Below are 20,432 nucleotides of genomic sequence, written 5' to 3'. Positions count from 1 at the left end.
GGTGTAGCATCGCGGCCGATGAAAGCCATTCTCAATCGCGATTTCCTCGCGCTGATCCTGAGCGTCGCGGTCGTCGGCCTCGGCACCGGCGCCACGCTGCCGCTCACCGCACTTGCACTGACCGAAGCCGGGCACGGCACCCACGTCGTCGGCATGCTGACCGCCGCGCAGGCCCTCGGCGGCCTCGCGGTCGTCCCGTTCGTCACCGCGCTCGCGCGGCACATCGGTGCGCGCCGCGCGATCGTCGTGTCGGTCGTGCTGCTCGCGGCCGCCACCGCGCTGATGCAGTTCACGTCGAACCTGATCCTGTGGGGCGTGCTGCGCGTGCTGTGCGGCGCCGCGCTGATGCTGCTGTTCACGATCGGCGAAGCGTGGGTCAACCAGCTCGCCGACGATTCGACGCGCGGCCGCGTGGTCGCGGTCTACGCGACCAATTTCACGCTGTTCCAGATGGCCGGCCCCGTGCTCGTCAGCCAGATCGCCGGCGCGACGAGCCTCCGCTTCGCGCTGTGCGGCGCGCTGTTCCTGCTTGCGCTGCCGACGCTCGCGACGATCCGCCGTGCGCCGCTCGCCGGCGACGACGCGCATCACGAAGCGCACGGCCGCTGGCTCGACGTGCTGCCGCGCATGCCCGCGCTGATCATCGGCACCGGCTTCTTCGCGCTGTTCGACACGCTCGCGCTGTCGCTGCTGCCGCTCTATGCGATGGATCACGGCGTCGCGAGCGCGACCGCCGTGCTGCTCGCGTCGATCATGCTGTTCGGCGATACCGCGATGCAGTTCCCGATCGGCTGGCTCGCGGACAAGCTCGGCCGCGAACGCGTGCACCTCGGCGCGGGCTGGATCGTGCTGGCCGGCCTGCCGCTACTGCCGTTCGTGATCGCGAATCCGTGGCTGTGCTGGCCGCTGCTGTTCGTGCTCGGCGCGGCGGCCGGCAGCATCTACACGCTGTCGCTCGTCGCGTGCGGCGAGCGTTTCCGCGGGGCGGCGCTCGTCACCGCGAGCTCGCTCGTGTCGGCGTCGTGGAGCGCCGCGAGCTTCGGCGGCCCGCTGGTGGCCGGCGCGTTGATGGAGCAACTGGGCAGCAACGCGCTGGTCGGCGTGCTGGTCGCGTGCGTGGCCGCGTTCGTCGCGGCAGCGTTGTGGGAGGGACGCGCAGCGGTGCAGCGCGCGGTCTGATGCAAATTGGCGTTGGCGTTGGCGTTGGCGTTGGCGCGCAGCACCATGCACCGATACGCATCGGCCCGCTCGTGCCCGTCCCGCGGTCAACGAAAAACGGCCCGCGCAACGCGGGCCGCCCTGTCCTTCCGGACGACGCGTAGCCTACACGTAACGTCCGGCGCTGCGATCCGTCACGCGCCGCGCGCCGGCAAAATCTTGCCTACACACGCGCCGAAGCCGACGCGATAGCCGTCGCCCTGGCACCAGCCGGCGAGCGTAAGCTCATCGCCGTCCTCGATGAACGTGCGGCTGCCGCCGCCGTTCAGCGCGACCGGCTCCTTGCCGTTCCACGTCAGTTCGAGCAGGCTGCCGAACGAATCCTTGGTCGGCCCGCTGATCGTGCCCGAACCCATCAGGTCACCCACGCGCGTGTTGCAGCCGGCGACCGTGTGATGCGCAAGCTGCTGCGCCATCGTCCAGTACATGTGCCTGAAGTTCGTGCGGCAGATCGACGTCGCGTCGGTCGCGCCCTCCGCCCGCAGCGTCACTTCCAGCGCGATATCGAACGCATGCTTGCCCGCATGCCGCAAATACGCGAGCGGCTGCGGCGACTGCTCCGGCTGCGCGACGCGGAACGGTTCGAGCGCGTCGAGCGTGACGATCCATGGCGAGATCGTCGTCGCGAACCCCTTCGAGTTGAACGGGCCGAGCGGCACGTATTCCCACTGCTGAATGTCGCGCGCGCTCCAGTCGTTCAGCAGCACCATCCCGAAGATATGCGCTTCCGCGTCCTCGCACGCGATCGGCTCGCCGAGCGCATTGCCCTTGCCGACGATGAAGCCCGTTTCCAGTTCGATGTCGAGCTTGCGGCACGCGCCGAACACCGGACGCTCCTGGTCGGGCAGCTTCAGTTGCCCGTTCGGGCGCCGCACCGGCGTGCCGCTCACGACCACCGACGACGCGCGGCCGTTGTAGCCGATCGGCATCTCCGACCAGTTCGGCAGCAGCGCGTTCTTCGGATCGCGGAACATCGAGCCGACGTTGGTCGCATGCTCCTTCGACGAATAGAAATCGGTGTAGCCGGGGATGTCGACCGGCAGATGCAGCGTCGCGTCGCGCTGCGCGACGAGCACTTGCGCGCGCAGCGCCGCATCGTCACGCAGCGTCGCGTTGTCGCGCGAGAACAGCGCCGACAGCTGCACGCGCACGCTGCGCCACGCGTCGCGGCCGAGCGCGATGAACGCGTTGAGCGTCGGCGCGGCAAATACATCGACGCCGTCCGGCAGCGTCACGAGGCCCGCACGCGCGAGCGCCGCGAGATCGACGATCTGGTCGCCGAGCGCGACGCCCGCACGGCGCGCGCCCTGCTTCGCATCGCTGAAGATCCCGAACGGCAGGTTCTGGATCGGGAAATCGCAGGCGGGATCGTTCGCGGTATCGATCCAGCTCTTGCGAGCCGGGTCGAGCGTCGCGCGCCAGTCTTGGGTATCGCTCACTTTTGCTCCGGATTGAAGTGTTTCTTGATGCCTTGCCAGCATTCGAAGTAGTCGGCCTGCAGCTGCGCGGTGTCGAGCGCGTAGCGCGTCGGCCGGATCAGCGTGCGGGTTTCGAACATGAACGCCATCGTCGCGTCGACCTTGTGCGGCTTCGTCGTGTCGCTCGCCGACGCCTTCTCGAACGTGTCCGCATCGGGCCCGTGGCCCGACATGCAGTTGTGCAGGCTCGCGCCGCCCGGCACGAAGCCCTCTGCCTTCGCGTCGTACGCGCCGTGCACGAGCCCCATGAACTCGCTCGCGACGTTGCGGTGGAACCAGGGCGGGCGGAACGTATCCTCGGCCGCGAGCCAGCGCGGCGGGAAGATCACGAAATCGATCGTGTCGACGCCCGGCGTGTCGCTCTGTGACTGCAGCACGAGGAAGATCGACGGATCGGGATGGTCGAAGCTGATCGAGCCGATCGTGTTGAACAGGCGCAGGTCGTATTTATACGGCGCGTAGTTGCCGTGCCACGCGACGACGTCGAGCGGCGAATGGCCGATGTCCGCGCGCCACAACCGGCCGTTCAGCTTCGCGATCAACTCGAACGCGCCTTCGCGATCCTCGTACGCGGCCTGCGGCGTCAGGAAGTCGCGCGGGTTCGCGAGCCCGTTCGAGCCGATCGGGCCGAGATCCGGGAGGCGCAGCAGCGCGCCGAAGTTTTCGCAGATGTAGCCGCGCGCGTCGCCATCCGGCAGCGCGACGGCAAAACGCACGCCGCGCGGAATCACCGCGATCTCGAACGGCTCGACGTCGAGCCGGCCGAACTCGGTCGCGATGAAGAGCCGCCCCTGCTGCGGCACGATCAGCAGCTCGCCGTCCGCGCTGTAGAAGAAGCGGTCCTGCATCGACCGGTTGGCCGCATACAGGTGGATCGCGCAGCCGTTCATCGCCGCGGCCGACCCGTTGCCGGCCATCGTCACGAGGCCATCGACGAAATCGGTCGGCTCGACCGGCATCGGCAGCGGATCCCAGCGCAGCTGGTTTGGCGGCGTCGGCGGCACGTCGGTCGAATCGCCGAATTCCGACACGAGCCGCTGCGTGCCCGCGTACGGCTCGAACGGTCGGTGCACGGCGGCCGGACGGATCCGGTACAGCCACGAACGGCGGTTGTGGCCGCGCGGCGCGGTGAACGCGGTGCCCGACAGTTGCTCCGCGTACAGCCCGTACGGCGCGCGCTGCGGCGAGTTGCGGCCGTGCGGCAGCGCGCCGGGCAACGCCTCGGTCGCGAATTCGTTCGCGAAACCGCTCAGGTAGCCGGCGGTCGCCGGTTTCGACAGGTCAAGCGTCATCGTTTTCCTTTCTCCATCAATTCATCGCGGCGTTCGGCGCCAGCGCGCCGTTGCGCCGCGTCACACCGGCCAGGCCCAGCACGAACAGCGCCGAGCACAGCACCGGCACCGCGGCCGCGTGGAACAGCGCGCCGTTGGACCAGTTGAGCGCAATCAGTTGCCCGCCGACGAGCGGCCCGAGCACCGAGCCGATCCGGCCGATGCCGAGGCTCCAGCCGATGCCCGTCGAGCGCAGCGACGTCGGGTAATACTGGCCCGCGAGCGCGTTCACGGCCGGCTGTCCGCCGACCACGCAGAAGCCGCCCGCGAACACGACCACCAGCAGCCACGGCAACGCATGCGCGACCGAGCCGATCAGTCCCACCGACACGGCCGCGCACGCGAAGCAGGCGAACAGCACGCGCACGAAGCCGTAACGTTCGATGAACCAGCCGAGCGACAGCGTGCCGATCACGCCGCCCGTCTGCAGCACCGTGCCGACGATCACCGCCGTGCCCGGCGAATAGCCGGCTTCGCGCATCACGGTCGGCAGCCAGTTCGACAGGAAGTACAGGTCGATCAGGTTCATGAAGCTGATCGACCACAGCAGCAGCGTGACCGGCAGGCGGCCATGGCGGAACAGCTCGGCCACCGGCGCACCGCTCGCCGCACGTTCACGCACGACGAGCCGCGTATTCGCATCGATGCCGGCTTGCGGCGCGAACCGTGCGAGCCAGTCGCGCGCCTGCGCGACGCGCCCTTTCAGCACCAGGAACTGCAGCGATTCGGGCAGCCGCGCGACCATCGCGATCGTCAGCACGAGCGGCACCGCGCCGCCGACGAAAAACACCGAACGCCAGCCGAGCGCCGGAATCAGCGCCGCGCTGATGAAGCCGCCGATCGCCGCGCCGAGCGTGAAGCCGCACGACACGATCATCATCCGCTTCACGCGATGCGTGGCGGGGCTGAACTCGCCGACCAGCGCCATCGCGTTCGGCATGATGCAGCCGAGGCCGAGGCCCGTGACGAAGCGCAGCGCCATCAGCACGGGGATCGAGCTCGCGAACGGCGTCGCGAGCATCGTCACCGCGAAGAACAGCGTCGAGCCGATCAGCACCGGGCGCCGCCCGATCCGGTCGGCCAGCACCGACAGCCCGAGCGCGCCGAGCAGCATCCCGAACAGGCTCGCGCTGAACACGGGGCCGAGCGCCTGCTTCGGCACGCCCCATTCGGCGATCACGCTCGGCGCGACGTAGCCCATCGCCTGCGCATCGAAACCGTCGATCACGAGGCACAGCCCGCACAGCGCGAGCAGCATCGCGTGAAAGCCCGGGCGATGGGTCTCGTCGATCACGCGCTCGACTTCGAGCACGCGCGTATCGGCCGCCGCGCTCATTGCGCGACCTCGGCGGCCGGATGCACGGGCGGCGTCACGCCCTGGCGCGCGAGCGCCATCGCTTCGCGCAGCACGTCGGCGTCGCCGACCTGGTTCGCGAGCAGCAGGATCAGCTTCGCGTTGACGAGCTGGCTGTCGGCATCCGACAGGTCGCGATGCATGTCGATCAGCGCTTCGTAGAACGCGTCGGGGTCGGCCAGGCGCGGGCGGGTGTCGAGTGGGGGCATGACGGTGTCTCCGGTGTCTTTATCGTATTCAGCGTGCGCAGGTCGCGCGCGCCAGTGCGTCGGCGATCGCCTGACGGTCGAGCGTGCGCATGCGTGCGCACACGTGCTGGTCGGGACGCAGCAGGTAGAACGTGCCGGGCTGCGCGTCGTAGCGCCGCGCGGCGAGGCCGTCGACGTCCTCCACGACGTCGACGCCGGCCACCGGCTGCGCGTGCCCGGCCGGCACGACGAGGACCGGCCGCACCGGCAGCGCGAGGCCGTCGACGGCCTGCGCGAGCGCGGCCGCGTCGCCCGGCAAGCCGAACAGCACGCCGGTAAAGCCACCGCACAGATGCTGCAGCAGCCAGCCCGGCGCACCCTGCACGCGCACCGGCGCATCGGCCGCCGCCGCGCCCGGCCGCATCGCGCCTGCAAACGTGTCGCCGTTGCGGTCCGGCGTGTTGAGCGGCGAATCGGCCAGCACGGCCGGCACCGACAGGCGCCCGCTGTTCACCAGCTTGCGCGCGAACTCGCAGTCGCGCGCAAGCTTCAGCGTCGCATCGCGGAACACGCGCGACACCGCGCTCTTCGGCGTGATGAAGTCGGTCGAGCGCGTCGAGTTGCGGATGTTCTCGTCGGCCGCGAACTCGCGCTCGCTTGCATAGGTGTCGAGCAGGCGATCGTGTGCACGGCCGTCGAGCACCAGCTTCAGCTTCCACGCGAGGTTGTCCGCATCCTGCACGCCGCTGTTCGCGCCGCGCGCGCCGAACGGCGACACGCCGTGCGCGGAATCGCCCGCGAACAGCACGCGGCCGTGGCGGAACGTGTCCATCCGCTGGCAGCGGAACGTGTAGACGCTCACCCACTCGAGCTCGAACTCGACATCCGGCCCGAGCAGCGCCCGCACGCGCGGAATCACGCGCTCCGGCTGCTTCTCGGCGACCGGATCGGCATCCCAGCCGAGCTGGAAGTCGATGCGCCACACGTTGTCCGGCTGGCGATGCAGCAGCACCGACTGGTTGCGGTGAAACGGCGGATCGAACCAGAACCATCGCTCGGTCGGAAACTCCGCCCTCATCTTCACGTCGGCGATCAGGAAGCGGTCCTTGAACGTGCGGCCGCGACTTTCCAGGCCCATCATCGTGCGCATCGGGCTGCGCGAGCCGTCGGCCGCGATCACGTACTGCGCGCGCAGCGTCGCGACGCCGTCCGGCGTCTCGATCGTCAGCACCGCGTGTTCGGCCGACTGGTCGACGCCCGTCACCTTGTGCTTCCAGCGGATGTCGATGTTCGGCAGTTCGAACGCGCGATCGGCCAGATAGCCTTCGACGTAGTACTGCTGCAGGTTGATGAACGCCGGGCGCGCATGCCCTTCCTCGGGCAGCAGGTCGAACGCGTAAAGCTGCTCGTCCTGCAGGAACACCTTGCCGACGTGCCAGCTCACGCCCTTGTCGACGAAGCGCTCGCCGCAGCCGAGCCGGTCGAAGATCTCGAGCGTGCGCTTCGCGAAGCAGATCGCGCGCGAGCCGGTCGACAGCGTGTCGTCGTCGTCGAGCAGCACGACCGGCACGCCGTGCTGAGCGAGATCGATCGCGGCCGCGAGGCCCACCGGGCCCGCGCCGACGACGATCACCGGGTGGACGGCCGCGTCGTGCACGCGGGCACGGTACTCGAATTTCAGCGTCTGGTAATCGATGCTCATGGTCGCCATCCGCGCGTCAACCGCGCCGTGCGCGCACCGCCGCGCCCGTCGTCCCGTCCGTCTGCCGCCGGCGCGTGCGCCCGCCTGTCCTGTCAACCGCCACGTCTCGCTCCTTGCTCCTGTTGATTCTTGAACGGCGCCGTTTCTCGGCGCCTGCCTGCCGCGTTTCTTGATCGGCGACAAATCCTGGATTTACGAATAGTAAAACCAATTACGAATAGTGAAATCAACGTAAACCCTGATCGCGCGCTCGGGAACGGGATAACCATATGAGTGAAACGGCAAGCCGAGCGCGGCGCGCACTGCTAATATCAAGTCAACGAGGCGGCCCTTTCGGCCGCCATTTTTCCTTTTCACGCCGATGATTCCGCCTACCATCCCCGAGCTGGTCACCCGTGCCGGGCAACTGCCGTATCTGCGGGAGCACCTCGCGCTTGCAGAAGGCGGAACCGCGTGCGCGAACCTGCCCGAGCGCACGCTCGCCAGCGCGTACGAGCCGATCTACGACGTGACGATGCCCGGCTCGCCGCAATCGACGTCGTTCGCCGACGCGATCGAGCGCTACGGCGACGAGCTCGGCTTTCAGGCCGTCACGCTCGTCACCGGCGCGCAGCACGATCCGGTCGACGCGGCCGTCGACGACCAGACGCTGGTCGCGATCGACCGCCTGTCGCGCGCGCTGCACGCGATCAATTTCTTCGGCGCGCAGCGCCACGGGCTGCTGTTCCTGCGCGTGCACGAGCGGCTGCTCAAGAGCGTGAAGTACGACCACGGCAAGCATTTCTCGTCGGTGCTGCAGCGCTTCGGGCTGCCGACCGAGCGGATCGTGATCGAGCTGCCGGCGGTCGCGGTCGCCCACAAGACGTTCCTCGGCTACCTGACGCGCAGCTATCAGCATCACGGTTTCAAGGTCGCGGACAAGCTGCCCGACCCCGGCCGCATCCTCGCGGTCGAATCGGATATGGCGCGCCCCGACTACATCAAGATGGATGCGGGCATCGCATTGCGCGACGGGATGGTCAAGGCGCTCGTCGCCTATGCGCAGCGCGTGCGGATTCCGCTGATCTTCGACGGCGTCGTCGACGAGACGCAGTGCGAGCTGCTGCGCCAGCACGACGTGCGGTTCATGCAGGGGCCGGTGTTCGCGAAGGTCGTGACGGTCTGAGGGATCGGCGGGGAAGGCGCCCGGGAGCGGCACGCCGGATGGCGGACTCCGGTGTCGTGTTGCTCAGGGAATCGGGTTTCAGCACGTAACGTGGCGCGGCGGCCGGTTCCTTGTTTGTTCGTTCGTTCACGCAGAAAGGTCGAACGCGCTTGTGCGCGCGCTCGACACCGATGTGCGGCCTATTCTCTACCACCGTCGTCGTACTTCGGTAGATCGTCGTCGATCTCGATGCCCGGGAAACGGTCGCCGTACCAGACGTGCCACGCCGGACGCAGCCGCGACGGCTCGTCGAGCGTCGCGTAATTGATCTCGACCGTCCGCGGCGCGTCGGCGCGCCGGTATTCGAGCTGCGCGCCGCAACGGCCGCAGAAGCGCCGCTCGCCCCATGCGCTCGACGCGTAGACGGCCGGTTCGCCCTGCAGGTATTCGAATGCGTCGATCGGCACCGATGCCGATGCGACGACCGCCGCGCCGGTCGTGCGCTGGCAGAGCCGGCAGTGGCAAAAGCCGGCATCGGTCGGAACGTCGGCGATACGGTAGCGGATCGCGCCGCACGCGCATCCGCCTTCCATCGGTTCGGGGTGCGCCATGGCAGGCCTCGTCGTCGGGAAGCAGGCGAACGATGATGAGCGCGGTTCGCCCGTCGCGCAATACGCGACGGCAACGCGTCCGCTCCCCGCACTCGCCGCGAACAAACCGGTTGGCGCGCGACGGCAACACCCGCGCGATGGTTGCTCAGACCGTCTGCCCGAGCCGCTGCGCGAGCGCCTTCAGTCGCGGCCCGACCTGCATGCGAAACACGTCCTCGTCCATCGACGATGCGGGGCCGCTGCAGCTCAGGATCAGCCAGCGCCCCTCGCGCGGCTCGCGAAATGGGACGGCCGCCGCGTTCACGTCCGTATGCCACGCGCGGAACGAATAGCAGCATCCGCCTTCGGAGAACTCGGCCACCGCGTGCTGCGCGGCCGCGACGAGTGCATCGGCGTCGGCCGTGCCGCCGGCCGCGCGATGCAGTTCGGCATAGAGCGCGCGGCGCACGTCCTCCGGCTGCACGGCCAGGTATGCGCGCCCCATCGAGCTCGTCAGCATCGACAGCCGCGAGCCGGGCGCGAGCCCGAGCGTCAGCGCGGTCTCGCTGCGGATCGTCTCCAGATAGATCATGTCGAGCCCGTCGCGGCAGCCGAGCGACACGGCCGCGCCGATTTCGCGCGCGAGCGCCTGCATGTGCGGCCGCGCGAGATCGATCGTCCCCGAGCCCGACAGCAGCGCGTAGCCGAGCGACAACACGCCGGCGTCCAGCGCATACTTTCCGAGCGTCTCGTCGTAGCGCAGATAGCCGAGCACGGTCAGCGTATAGGCGAGCCGGTTCACCGTCGCCTTCGGCAGGCCCGTGCGTTCCGCGAAATCGCGGTTGCCCAGCATCGTCTCGCCGGGCCGGAAGGCGCGCAGCAGGTCGAGCCCGCGCGCGAGCGCGACGACGAACTTGCGCTCGTCGATGGGGGTCTCGTCGATGGTTGAAAGTGTCATCCGGTGCTACACTGAGGTCGATTTGCAAAACATTGTTCCGCACAGCGGAACGCAAGTCAAGCGAACTTCAGGTATCAGCCCGGAGCAAGCGCCGAAGCGCCAACTCGGGCCGACCGCAAAGCATGGGGCCCGAGTAAGCGCTGAAGCGCTAACTCGGGCCGACAGGAGATGAGACGATGAGTGCTGCAACTTTTCATTGGGACGATCCGCTGCTGCTCGACCAGCAACTGACCGAAGAAGAGCGGATGGTCCGCGATGCCGCGCAAGCGTACGCACAGGACAAGCTCGCGCCGCGCGTCACCGAAGCGTTCCGCCACGAACGCACCGACGCGGCCATCTTTCGCGAAATGGGCGAGGTCGGCCTGCTCGGCCCGACGATTCCCGAGGAATACGGCGGCCCCGGCCTCAACTACGTGAGCTACGGGCTGATCGCGCGCGAAGTCGAGCGCGTCGATTCGGGCTACCGGTCGATGATGTCGGTGCAGTCGTCGCTCGTGATGGTGCCGATCTTCGAATTCGGCTCCGACGCGCAGAAGCAGAAATACCTGCCGAAGCTCGCGACCGGCGAATGGATCGGCTGCTTCGGCCTGACGGAGCCGAACCATGGCTCCGATCCGGGCAGCATGGTCACGCGCGCGAAGAAGGTGCCGGGCGGCTACTCGCTGTCCGGCGCGAAGATGTGGATCACCAACTCGCCGATCGCCGACGTGCTCGTCGTGTGGGCGAAGCTGGAAGAGCACGGCAAGGACGCGATCCGCGGCTTCATCCTGGAGAAGGGCTGGAAGGGCCTGTCGGCGCCGGCGATCCACGGCAAGGTCGGGCTGCGCGCGTCGATCACCGGCGAGATCGTCCTCGACGAGGTGTTCGTGCCCGAAGAGAACCTGATGCCGAACGTGAGCGGCCTGCGCGGCCCGTTCACCTGCCTGAACTCGGCGCGCTACGGGATCGCATGGGGTGCGCTCGGCGCGGCCGAGTCCTGCTGGCACACCGCGCGCCAGTACGTGCTCGACCGCCAGCAGTTCGGCCGGCCGCTCGCCGCGAACCAGTTGATCCAGAAGAAGCTCGCCGACATGCAGACCGAAATCACGCTCGGCCTGCAAGGCGTGCTGCGCCTCGGCCGGATGAAGGACGAAGGCACGGCGGCCGTCGAGATCACGTCGATCATGAAGCGCAATTCATGCGGCAAGGCGCTCGACATCGCGCGGCTCGCGCGCGACATGCTCGGCGGCAACGGCATCTCCGACGAATTCGGCGTCGCGCGCCATCTCGTGAACCTCGAAGTGGTCAACACGTACGAAGGCACGCACGATATCCACGCGCTGATCCTCGGCCGCGCGCAGACGGGCATCCAGGCATTCTTCTGACGATCCGGCCATCACGCGGACGGCGGCGATGCCGCGCACGCGCCGCCAGGTAAAAGGCCCGCCCGGCATCGCTGCCGGGCGGGCCTTATGTCATCGGAGCCGCGGCTCCGGGCCGCCGATGCTTACTTGTTCGGCTGCGGCGTCAGGCGCAGATACGGACGCACCGCGTTGAAGCCCTTCGGGAAGCGTTTCTTCAGCTCTTCAGGATCCTGCAGCGACGGCACGATCACGACGTCATCGCCATCCTTCCAGTTGCCGGGCGTCGCGACCTTGTAATTGTCGGTCAGTTGCAGCGAATCGATCACGCGCAGCACTTCGTCGAAGTTGCGCCCCGTGCTGGCCGGATAGGTGATCGTGAGCCGCACCTTCTTGTTCGGGTCGATCACGAACAGCGAACGCACCGTCAGCGTTTCGTTCGCGTTCGGGTGAATCATGTCGTACAGCTGCGACACCTTGCGGTCCGCGTCGGCGATGATCGGGAAGCCCACGACCGTCGACTGCGTTTCGTTGATGTCGTTGATCCAGCCCTTGTGCGATTCGACGCCGTCGACCGACAGCGCGATCACCTTCACGTTGCGTTTCTCGAATTCGCCCTTCAGCTTCGAGGTCAGCCCGAGTTCGGTCGTGCACACCGGCGTGTAGTCGGCCGGATGGGAGAACAGCACGCCCCAGCTGTTGCCGAGCCACTCGTGAAACTTGATGGTGCCCAGGCTCGATTCCTGCTCGAAATCCGGTGCGATGTCACCAAGACGCAGACTCATGATGTTCCCTCCTCGAACGATGCTGGTTGAAACCGCGCGCCGGACAGCGCGGGGCAGTCCATCAGCTTACGGGAAGCCATGGGTCGTGCGAACGAATATTCCGTTTGATATTCATACTTTTTTGTCATTTTTACCCGGCGTCGTGGCAGGACGGTGGGCGGCAAGGGAAACTTTTCAATCCTTTGTCGCTCTGTTCATGATTACAAGTCGTTTACCATGCAGTCTTGCGCTGCCGCCGTGTGTCTTCCCGGCTCGCCAGCAGGCAGGGGTTTCGCTACGATGTGAACCTGCAGCATGACAGCACGAAGGGAGTTGCAATGTCGGAAATCAACAAGGAGAAACTGATGTCGGATATCAAAACCGTTCTCTCGGACGCCGAAGACCTGCTCAAGCAAGCAGCGAGCAGCACGGGCGACCGTGCGGCCGAGCTGCGCGAGAAGGCCATGTCTCGCCTGAAGCAGGCCAAGGAAAAGGCTGCCGACGTCCAGGTCGTGGTGGTCGAGAAAGGCAAGAAGGCCGCGCGCGCGACCGACGACTACGTGCACGAGCATCCGTGGACGTCGATCGGCGTGGCCGCCGGCGTCGGCGTGCTGATCGGCTTGCTGATCAACCGCAAGTAACGCGCTCTGCGCCGTTTCGTCCCGCGGGCGGCGTCGCGCGGCCCGCGGGCGTCGAAGCCAGCCGGCCTGCGCCGGCCGGCTTGGTCCTAGCTGCTTAGTGCACGCGCAAGCCTCTCATCCATGACGACAGACACCTCCTCGCAGCCGTCCGGTCAAGGACCGCTGCGCCGCCTCGTCGGCTCCGCGATCGGCCTTCTGCAGACGCGCCTCGAACTGGTGGGCATCGAGCTTGCCGAGGAGAAGGAGCGCCTGATGGGCGTGCTGTTCCTCGGCCTCGCCGCGATGATGCTCGCGACGATGGCGCTTATCAGCCTGACCGTGTTGATCGCGATCGCGTTCTGGGATACCTACCGCTGGCAGGCGCTCGCCGCGATCACCGCGCTGTATGCCATTGGCGGCATCGCATGCGCGCTGAAGGCGCGCTCGGGCCTGCGCGACGCGCCGACCGTATTCGAGGCGACGCTCGCCGAGCTCGAGAAAGACCGCGACCTGTTCCGCGGCAAGTCGTGAGCGCCCTCGCGCTCGTCCCTCCCACCTACTTCGCCGACGCGCCATGAGCCAGAACATCACGGGCAATCCCTCCCGCTCCCATTCGTCGCGATCGAACTGGAGCGCGTCGCAGCACCGCGCGCTTCGCAAGGAATTGCTGATCCTGCGATCCGAAGTGGAGCGGCTCGAATTTGCGGAGGCCGCCGCCGAAATGCGCCACGCCGTCACGCGCTTCAGCTGGCTCAAGGTGTTCATCCCCGGGTTGTCGACCAGCAGGTTCGGCCAGTCGGCCAAGAACCTGAACGCAAGCCTCGGCCAGCTCGTCAACCAGTATCCGATGCTGAGTTCGCTCGCATCGCTCGTGCTGGCGAAACCCGTTCGCTCGCTGCTGCGCGCGAGCACGGGCCCCGCGTTGAAGTGGGGCACGCTCGGCTTCGCCGCATGGGAGGTCTACCGGATCTGGAAGCAGTCCCGCGACGAGCGCGGGCTCGACCCACGCGACGACTGACCGTCGGCATCCCGCGCGCGCGGCCATGCGCCGCTGCGCACCCTCCTGGCGAACTCAGCGCAGGCCCCAGCAGACAGCGCCCGGTTCGTCGACACCTTCGCTTCCTGCATTGCCTTTCGTCCCGTCCGAGCGCAGCGTGAACGTGCCGCATGCATCGTCGCGCATCGGCCCGGTGTCGAGCGGCGTCGCCGCCAGTTCGTAGCTCACCGGCGAGTCGTCGCCATCCGGCCGCCCGAGCGTCAATCGATACACGGCATGCCCGTCCGGCGGCGCCTGCGCGAGCGCGTCCGGCAACGCCGCGGGCGGCGCGCCGTCCAGCGTTTCAAGATATTGGGCCGCACGGTACAGCGCGGACATCGCCGACGCGCGGTGAACCCGCACGACATGCTCGCGATACGACGGGATACCCCACCCGGCCAGCACCGCGACGATCGCGAGCACGATCATCAGCTCGATCAGCGTGAAGCCGGCCGCTCGGCACAGCGGCAGGCGGCCGTTCATCGAAGCACCGCCGCGACACGACGCCAGCGCAGCACGACGACGTGGCCGTCGCGTATCGCGACCTGGTGTTGCAGCCACACGGCGCTCGACGCGTGCGCGCCGACGCCACGCGCGGTGACAAGGTAAGCGCGGTCGCCGGCCTGCGCTGACGGGCGCCGCCACGCTTCGATCAGGCATCGCGGCGGTCGTGCGGCCATCGGCCATTCGGCGAAAGGCGCGAACGCTTCGGCAGCCGCCAGCGGCGGCATGCGCCGCCAGGCGTCGGGCTCCGCATGCGAGTCGCTTTCGTTCACGTACGGTGCCGAGCCGCGCAACAGTCGCGCGGTGCACGCGGCCAGCGCGGCATCGGCCGCGTGGAATGCGATCAGCCGATCCGACAACGCACGGGTGCGGCGCGACTCCGTCAATGCGGCGTCGAACCATGTGCCGGTCAGTGCCGCGACTGCTGCGCCGACCGCGATCACCGCGGGCAATGCAAGGCCTGCATCGCGACGCCACGCGCGGCGAGCGGGCCGGAAACGCATATGGGGCTCGCGCGGGGTCATCGCCTGAACGCCGACGCATGCGGCCTGCTGCGGGTCGCCTCCGCTCGCGACGGTGCGCTCGGGCGCGTGGCCTCTCTCGATGCATCGCGAGATGTCGTCCCGCACGCACTGTGCTGCGCCGCTCATCGCGCCACCTCGCTTGCTCGGGTTGCATCATGTAACGCAGCGTCGGGTGCGAGCGCGACGTTCCGCAACGCGACGATGCGATCGAGCGTCAAACGTGCGCGGCCGTCCGATGCAACGGCGGCGCGGCCGTCGCAGTCGATATGCGGCGTCGGTTCGCGCATCGGCTCGCCGCGCGCCCGCACGCAGACATGCACGGCCACGACCTCGCGCCAGTCGTCCGCACGCATCGCATCGGCGTCGACGAACTGCGTGGCGCCGCGACGCAAATAGCGCAGGCGCAACTGATCGATTCCCGCCGCGACAGGCTGCGGCGTGCCCGGACGGCCGCTTCCTTCGCAATACAGTTCGGGCTCGCCCGTCGACGGGCTGACATGCGCATCGAAGCGATTCTCCACCGGCGCAGCTTCGCCCGGCTCGCCGACACCCTGCCCGAGGCAATCCGACGTCTGGCCGTTCACCGTCGTCCACGTCGATACCGCATCGCCGACATACCGGACCAGCAACGCGTCCGACGACAGGCGCACGGGCTCGCAGCGCACCTGTGCGCCGCTACCCCGCACGCGCGCCGCCGAACACCCGAACATCGGCGGCAACGACGATGGCGCTTGTGCATCGAGCGGCAGGAATCCTGCCATCTGGATCTGTTGACCGATCAGCATCAGCGCGGTCGCTGCCGCGTCGCGCATCCTGAACCCGTCTTCCGCGCGCCGCTGCGCAATGCGCTGCGCGTGGTACAGCGCACCGGCCGCCGCGAGCACGAGGAGCCCGACGGTCATCGCGATCAGCACTTCGAGCAGCGTATGGCCACGCGTACGGCGATCAGCGTTCATCGCCCGCCCGCTCGCGAAATGGAATGCGGACACACGACGGCGGCCGCGTCGACATTCCCGCGCCATCGCAGCGCGCCGACGCGCGTCCATCGCCGCCCAGCCAGCGGACAATCGCGTAGCGCACACCGCCCGGCCCGCCGTCGAGCATCATCGCACCGCCCGGCAACGAGGCGGCCGCGAGCGCCGCGAGACCGTCGCCGGCCGCCGCGGGAGCATGCAGACGCTCGATACGCGCATCGGCCAGCCACAGCGCGCGTTCGCGCCAGATCGTCGCGCGCTGCGCACGCGCCATCGCGAGCTGGCTGCCGGCCACTGCGAGCATCACGGTGGCGAGCAGCGCGATGGCCAGCGTCGCCTCGATCAACGACGTCCCGCGCATGGCATTGCGCATCGCGATCACGCCGCGTCGCAGCGGCCGGCGACCAGCCGCGCGCGACCGCCTGCCGCAATCCGCACGCAACGCGACGCGCGCGCGTCGTCGGCGCCGGACACGCTGCGCCGTGGACGCACCTCGAAACGCCGGATGCCGCCGATCGACTGACCGACCGGCGGCGCAAATGCGAGCTCATGCGCGGCGCCCGCGACGGCCACTTCGGCATCGCGCGGGTAGCGTCGCAGCACACGCGACTGCCCGTCGACTTGCCCGCTGACGATCCAGTCGCACGACCATTCGGCCGGATCGCATTGCTCACCGGCACGCAGACAGGCGCCGTCGCGCCCGGCGCGGCACAGCGTGACGCGCGCGCCGAGACGCGTTGCCTCGGCACGCGCAAACGACAGCGCACCGAGCAGCGCGCGCGAACGGGCATCCACGCGTTCGCGCATGCGCCACTGGTCGAACGTGGGCACCGCATAGAGCGCGAGCCCCGCTGCCAGCGACATGGCGACCATCAGCTCGACGAGCGTGAATCCGCCCGACCGTTGCACCACATTCTTAAAGGGTTGAGCGCCCGGTTCCATCGCAATCGTCCTCCGCCACGGTGATGCGACGACTGTAGCGGCGCGTGCGGATGTGCGCCATTGGCCGAACGGCCGACTGGCGACATGCGATCGCAACCGACACAATCGGCGCGAATCGAACCAATGGAGCAGACGATGAACGAACGCAGCGCGTCAGCGCTTACGTGGGGTCTTGGCGGGAGAGGCGCGACGGAACTCTTCGATCACGTCGGCAAATTCGGAAACGTCCTCGAACTGGCGATACACCGATGCGAAGCGCACATAGGCGATCGTATCGAGGCCGCGCAACTCGTTCATCACGAGTTCGCCCAGCTTCTCGCTACGCACTTCGCGCTCGCCAGTCGCGAGCAGTTGATACTCGATGCGGGCGACCGCCGCGTCGATCGCGTCGGCGGCAACCGGCCGCTTGCGCAGCGCGAGTTGCATGCTGGCGACGATCTTGCGACGGTCGAATTCCGTGCGGCTGCCGTCCTTCTTCACGACGAACGGCAGGGACAACTCGACCCGCTCGTACGTCGTGAAACGCTTGTCGCAAGCCGAGCAGCGCCGGCGCCGCCGAATCGCGGCGCCATCTTCGGACACGCGCGAGTCCACGACCTGCGTGTCGTCATGCCGGCAGAACGGGCAGCGCATCGGCGATCAGCGATAGACCGGGAAACGCTTGGTCAGCTCGGCGACCTGCGCGCGCACGCGTTCGATCGTCGCTGCGTCTTCCGGATTCTCGAGCACGTCGGCAATCAGGTTACCCACCTGCTCGGCTTCCGCCGGCCCGAAACCGCGCGTCGTCATCGCCGGCGAACCCAGGCGCACGCCGCTCGTCACGAACGGCTTTTCCGGGTCGTTCGGGATCGCGTTCTTGTTCACCGTGATGTGCGCCGCGCCGAGCGCCGCTTCCGCTGCCTTGCCCGTGATGTGCTTCGCGCGCAGGTCGACCAGCATCACGTGGCTTTCCGTGCGGCCCGACACGATCCGCAGCCCGCGCTTGACCAGCGTTTCGGCCAGCACGCGTGCATTCTCGACGACCTTCTGCTGATATTCCTTGAACTCGGGCGACAGCGCTTCCTTGAACGCCACGGCCTTCGCCGCGATCACGTGCATCAGCGGGCCGCCCTGGATCCCCGGGAAGATCGCCGAGTTGATCGGCTTCTCGTACTCGGCCTTCATCAGGATCACGCCGCCGCGCGGGCCGCGCAGGCTCTTGTGCGTCGTCGTCGTCACGAAATCCGCGTGCGGCACCGGGTTCGGATACACGCCCGCCGCGATCAGACCGGCGTAGTGTGCCATGTCGACCATCAGGTACGCGCCCACCGACTTCGCGATCTTCGCCAGACGCTCGAAGTCGATCTTCAGCGCAAACGCCGACGCACCCGCGACGATCAGCTTCGGCTTGTGTTCCTGCGCGAGTTGCTCGGCCGCTTCGTAGTCGATGTCTTCGTTTTCGTTCAGGCCGTAGCTCACCACGTTGAACCACTTGCCCGACATGTTCACCGGCGAGCCGTGCGTCAGGTGGCCGCCATGCGCGAGGCTCATGCCCATGATCGTGTCGCCCGGCTTGAGCATCGCGAAGAACACGCCCTGGTTCGCCTGCGAACCCGAGTTCGGCTGCACGTTCGCGGCTTCCGCGCCGAACAGTTGCTTCACACGGTCGATCGCCAGCTGCTCGACCACGTCGACGTACTCGCAGCCGCCGTAGTAGCGCTTGCCCGGATACCCTTCCGCGTACTTGTTCGTGAGCTGCGAGCCTTGTGCGGCCATCACGGCCGGGCTCGTGTAGTTTTCCGACGCGATCAGTTCGATGTGATCTTCCTGGCGGCGGTTTTCCTGCTCGATCGCCGCAAAGATTTCGGGATCGACGTTCGCAATGGTGCTTTGGGCTCTGTCAAACATACGGTTTCCGTTAAGTGTGTACAGGTTGACCGGAGCGGCCGAGTACGGTGCGCTGCTGGCGAGACCAGCTCGACGTGGCGGAAGAATCCGTATGACGCGAGGCAAGACAGCCACCGGCGATGCACGCGACGGCGCACAACGGCTGCCCAGGCGAACGGCAAAAACGGCGCCCCGCGCTTCACGGTGGGATGCTCCACCTTGAACCCGAAGGGTTCTATCGCCAGTCACGCAGGGGTGATGAGCGCATTAGTGTATTGGATGCGTCATGAATAGGCAACCGCACGGCAGTGGCCTCCAAACAATGAGGGCCGGACTCTACGCGCCCGTGCCGGAACGCTTCGCCGTCTTGCCGCGGTGCGGCATTCTCAGTAGGCTTGCGGGATTCCACCCGCTATTCCGTTACCGACCAGGAGCAGCAATGATCGTGTTCGTCACAGGGGCGTCCGCCGGCTTCGGCGCCGCCATCTCCCGCGCCTTCGTCAAGGGCGGCCATCGCGTCGTCGCCACCGCACGCCGCAAGGATCGTCTCGACGCGCTCGCGGCCGAACTCGGCGACGCGCTGCTGCCGTTCGAACTCGACGTGCGCGACCGCGCGGCCGTCGAAGCCGTGCCGGCCGCCCTCCCCGCCGAATTCGCCGCGCTCGACGTGCTCGTCAACAACGCCGGCCTCGCGCTCGGCGTCGAGCCGGCCCAGAAGGCGAGCCTCGACGAGTGGCAGACCATGATCGACACGAACTGCTCCGGCCTCGTGACCGTCACGCACGCGTTGCTGCCCGGCATGATCGCGCGCGGTCGCGGCCATATCTTCAATCTGGGCTCGGTGGCCGGCACCTATCCGTATCCGGGCGGGAATGTATACGGCGCGACCAAGGCTTTCGTCAGACAATTCAGCCTGAACCTGCGCACCGACCTGATCGGCACGCCGTTGCGCGTAACCGACATCGAGCCGGGGCTGTGCGGCGGCACGGAATTCTCGAACGTCCGCTTCCGCGGCGACGATGCAAAAGCGGCGAACGTCTATCAGAACGTCCAGCCGCTCACGGCCGAAGACATCGCCGACACGATCTACTGGATCGCCACGCGCCCCGCGCACGTCAACATCAATACGATCGAGATGATGCCGGTCGCGCAAGCCCCGGCCGGCCTCACGGTCCATCGCGGCTGACACGTCGCCCGCAGCCGCGGGCCCGGCTCCGGCCGGCCCGCGGTGTGCCACGACGCACTACATTCCGTTACGAATCGGTTACGAATCCCGTCTTTGCCTTCCGGTAGAATGCGCGCCATGACTCAGCCTACCCGCTCCCCGGAAGCGCCGTCCGGCTTTACCTGGCCGGTGCGCGTGTACTACGAGGATACCGATGCAGGCGGCATCGTCTTCTATGCCAACTACCTGAAGTTCTTCGAGCGCGCCCGCACCGAGTGGCTTCGCGCATGCGGCGTCGACCAGCGTCGGCTCTCCGACGAGACCGATGCGATCTTCATCGTGCGCAGCACGTCGCTCGACTACCGCGCGCCGGCGCGACTCGACGACACGCTGACGATCACGAGCCGCCCCGGACGCATCGGTCGCGCATCGGTGGAATTCACGCAGGAAGCCTGGTGCGGCGACACGCTGCTCGTGGCCGGGCAGATCCGCCTCGGCTGCGTCGACCGTCACGGCATCCGGCCCGCGGCCATCCCGCCGGCCGTGCTCGACGCGCTGCAACGCGGGCCCGTCATCGACGCGGGGCAGACTGGTTTGTCAACGAAGCTCGCATGAGCGCCGTTTAGACACAGCCTATGAACTTGCCGTTCTGATTCGATACTAAGCAAGGTTCGGCGTCAGGCCTCGCCGGCGCGCCGCGCCGCACGCACACCGGACGCCCTTGCCGGGCACTC

The 20,432-nt window shown here is 67.8% G+C and carries 23 protein-coding genes and 1 riboswitch; of the genes, 8 read left to right on the top strand and 15 right to left on the bottom strand.

The window, feature by feature from the left end; translation table 11 throughout:
• The first annotated feature begins 18 nt into the window (after positions 1 to 18).
• Positions 19 to 1,179, top strand: coding sequence for an MFS transporter (locus tag J8I35_RS14180; RefSeq protein WP_124630611.1), 1,161 nt, complete (start codon positions 19 to 21; stop codon positions 1,177 to 1,179).
• A gap of 173 nt (positions 1,180 to 1,352) precedes the next feature.
• Here the strand turns inward: J8I35_RS14180 and fahA are convergent, their stop codons facing one another.
• The 5 genes from fahA to J8I35_RS14155 are packed head-to-tail and all read right to left on the bottom strand — an operon-like array spanning position 1,353 to position 7,271.
• Positions 1,353 to 2,657, bottom strand: coding sequence for a fumarylacetoacetase (fahA, locus tag J8I35_RS14175; protein WP_209925800.1), 1,305 nt, complete (start codon positions 2,655 to 2,657; stop codon positions 1,353 to 1,355).
• Positions 2,654 to 3,988, bottom strand: coding sequence for a homogentisate 1,2-dioxygenase (gene hmgA / locus J8I35_RS14170; RefSeq protein ID WP_124555680.1), 1,335 nt, complete (start codon positions 3,986 to 3,988; stop codon positions 2,654 to 2,656). Before hmgA ends, fahA begins: the two co-directional genes overlap by 4 nt.
• A gap of 16 nt (positions 3,989 to 4,004) precedes the next feature.
• Positions 4,005 to 5,363, bottom strand: a complete 1,359-nt coding sequence (locus J8I35_RS14165; RefSeq protein WP_050011725.1) for an aromatic acid/H+ symport family MFS transporter — start codon at positions 5,361 to 5,363, stop codon at positions 4,005 to 4,007.
• Positions 5,360 to 5,590, bottom strand: coding sequence for a DUF2783 domain-containing protein (locus J8I35_RS14160; protein WP_034206533.1), 231 nt, complete (start codon positions 5,588 to 5,590; stop codon positions 5,360 to 5,362). The genes J8I35_RS14165 and J8I35_RS14160 overlap by 4 nt, the downstream gene beginning before the upstream one ends.
• Positions 5,591 to 5,618: 28 nt before the next feature.
• The gene (locus tag J8I35_RS14155; RefSeq protein WP_209925799.1) at positions 5,619 to 7,271 is read right to left on the bottom strand and encodes an FAD-dependent oxidoreductase; all 1,653 of its coding nucleotides are present in this window, start codon (positions 7,269 to 7,271) and stop codon (positions 5,619 to 5,621) included.
• Positions 7,272 to 7,632: 361 nt separating this feature from the next.
• Here J8I35_RS14155 and J8I35_RS14150 point away from each other — a divergent pair, with 361 nt between their 5' ends.
• Entirely contained in the window at positions 7,633 to 8,436 is an 804-nt protein-coding gene (locus J8I35_RS14150) for an EAL domain-containing protein (RefSeq protein ID WP_069616654.1), read from the top strand.
• Positions 8,437 to 8,615: 179 nt separating this feature from the next.
• Here J8I35_RS14150 and J8I35_RS14145 read toward each other — a convergent pair whose 3' ends face one another.
• Both J8I35_RS14145 and J8I35_RS14140 read right to left on the bottom strand, forming a co-directional pair.
• Positions 8,616 to 9,026, bottom strand: a complete 411-nt coding sequence (locus J8I35_RS14145; RefSeq protein ID WP_124555676.1) for a GFA family protein — start codon at positions 9,024 to 9,026, stop codon at positions 8,616 to 8,618.
• A 145-nt stretch (positions 9,027 to 9,171) separates the two neighbouring features.
• Positions 9,172 to 9,963 (bottom strand): IclR family transcriptional regulator, encoded by a 792-nt coding sequence (locus J8I35_RS14140; protein ID WP_209925798.1) that lies wholly within the window; start codon positions 9,961 to 9,963, stop codon positions 9,172 to 9,174.
• A gap of 176 nt (positions 9,964 to 10,139) precedes the next feature.
• Between J8I35_RS14140 and J8I35_RS14135 the strand changes: the two genes are divergently transcribed.
• The gene (locus tag J8I35_RS14135) at positions 10,140 to 11,327 is read left to right on the top strand and encodes an acyl-CoA dehydrogenase (protein ID WP_209925797.1); all 1,188 of its coding nucleotides are present in this window, start codon (positions 10,140 to 10,142) and stop codon (positions 11,325 to 11,327) included.
• Positions 11,328 to 11,449: 122 nt separating this feature from the next.
• Here the strand turns inward: J8I35_RS14135 and J8I35_RS14130 are convergent, their stop codons facing one another.
• Complete coding sequence (locus J8I35_RS14130; RefSeq protein ID WP_006476788.1) at positions 11,450 to 12,088, bottom strand: peroxiredoxin; 639 nt, start codon at positions 12,086 to 12,088, stop codon at positions 11,450 to 11,452.
• 317 nt (positions 12,089 to 12,405) lie between these two features.
• Here J8I35_RS14130 and J8I35_RS14125 point away from each other — a divergent pair, with 317 nt between their 5' ends.
• The 3 genes from J8I35_RS14125 to J8I35_RS14115 all read left to right on the top strand — a co-directional run bounded on the left by J8I35_RS14125 (position 12,406) and on the right by J8I35_RS14115 (position 13,705).
• Entirely contained in the window at positions 12,406 to 12,708 is a 303-nt protein-coding gene (locus J8I35_RS14125) for a YqjD family protein (protein ID WP_006494044.1), read from the top strand.
• A 120-nt stretch (positions 12,709 to 12,828) separates the two neighbouring features.
• Entirely contained in the window at positions 12,829 to 13,218 is a 390-nt protein-coding gene (locus J8I35_RS14120) for a phage holin family protein (RefSeq protein ID WP_209925796.1), read from the top strand.
• Positions 13,219 to 13,261: 43 nt separating this feature from the next.
• Positions 13,262 to 13,705: a DUF3318 domain-containing protein gene (locus J8I35_RS14115; protein ID WP_050011733.1), complete on the top strand. Its 444-nt coding sequence runs from the start codon at positions 13,262 to 13,264 to the stop codon at positions 13,703 to 13,705.
• 54 nt (positions 13,706 to 13,759) lie between these two features.
• Here the strand turns inward: J8I35_RS14115 and J8I35_RS14110 are convergent, their stop codons facing one another.
• The 7 genes from J8I35_RS14110 to glyA all read right to left on the bottom strand — a co-directional run bounded on the left by J8I35_RS14110 (position 13,760) and on the right by glyA (position 18,554).
• Complete coding sequence (locus J8I35_RS14110) at positions 13,760 to 14,206, bottom strand: type IV pilin protein (protein ID WP_209925795.1); 447 nt, start codon at positions 14,204 to 14,206, stop codon at positions 13,760 to 13,762.
• Positions 14,203 to 14,730, bottom strand: coding sequence for a pilus assembly protein (locus tag J8I35_RS14105; protein WP_185625076.1), 528 nt, complete (start codon positions 14,728 to 14,730; stop codon positions 14,203 to 14,205). The genes J8I35_RS14110 and J8I35_RS14105 overlap by 4 nt, the downstream gene beginning before the upstream one ends.
• Before the next feature lie 143 nt (positions 14,731 to 14,873).
• On the bottom strand, positions 14,874 to 15,707 hold the full coding sequence (locus J8I35_RS14100) for a PilW family protein (protein ID WP_209925794.1): 834 nt from the start codon (positions 15,705 to 15,707) through the stop codon (positions 14,874 to 14,876).
• Positions 15,697 to 16,098, bottom strand: coding sequence for a hypothetical protein (locus J8I35_RS14095; protein WP_124555673.1), 402 nt, complete (start codon positions 16,096 to 16,098; stop codon positions 15,697 to 15,699). The genes J8I35_RS14100 and J8I35_RS14095 overlap by 11 nt, the downstream gene beginning before the upstream one ends.
• 5 nt (positions 16,099 to 16,103) lie before the next feature.
• On the bottom strand, positions 16,104 to 16,667 hold the full coding sequence (locus J8I35_RS14090; protein WP_209925793.1) for a GspH/FimT family pseudopilin: 564 nt from the start codon (positions 16,665 to 16,667) through the stop codon (positions 16,104 to 16,106).
• Positions 16,668 to 16,820: 153 nt separating this feature from the next.
• The gene (gene nrdR / locus J8I35_RS14085) at positions 16,821 to 17,300 is read right to left on the bottom strand and encodes a transcriptional regulator NrdR (RefSeq protein WP_050011738.1); all 480 of its coding nucleotides are present in this window, start codon (positions 17,298 to 17,300) and stop codon (positions 16,821 to 16,823) included.
• Positions 17,301 to 17,306: 6 nt separating this feature from the next.
• Positions 17,307 to 18,554 (bottom strand): serine hydroxymethyltransferase, encoded by a 1,248-nt coding sequence (gene glyA / locus J8I35_RS14080; protein WP_050011739.1) that lies wholly within the window; start codon positions 18,552 to 18,554, stop codon positions 17,307 to 17,309.
• A gap of 137 nt (positions 18,555 to 18,691) precedes the next feature.
• Positions 18,692 to 18,792: riboswitch (ZMP/ZTP riboswitch) on the bottom strand.
• 180 nt (positions 18,793 to 18,972) lie between these two features.
• Between glyA and J8I35_RS14075 the strand changes: the two genes are divergently transcribed.
• Positions 18,973 to 19,719: an SDR family NAD(P)-dependent oxidoreductase gene (locus J8I35_RS14075; protein WP_050011740.1), complete on the top strand. Its 747-nt coding sequence runs from the start codon at positions 18,973 to 18,975 to the stop codon at positions 19,717 to 19,719.
• Between the two features lie 108 nt (positions 19,720 to 19,827).
• Positions 19,828 to 20,313 carry a tol-pal system-associated acyl-CoA thioesterase gene (gene ybgC / locus J8I35_RS14070; protein WP_050011741.1) on the top strand — a complete coding sequence of 162 codons (486 nt, stop codon included), beginning with the start codon at positions 19,828 to 19,830 and terminating at the stop codon, positions 20,311 to 20,313.
• Positions 20,314 to 20,432 lie beyond the last annotated feature (119 nt).

It is taken from the genome of Burkholderia sp. CpTa8-5 (assembly GCF_017815045.1).
In the GTDB taxonomy this organism is placed as follows: Bacteria; Pseudomonadota; Gammaproteobacteria; order Burkholderiales; family Burkholderiaceae; genus Burkholderia; species Burkholderia sola.
Note: the sequence above shows the minus strand (reverse complement) of the source record. Positions and strands in the feature narration are given on the sequence as shown.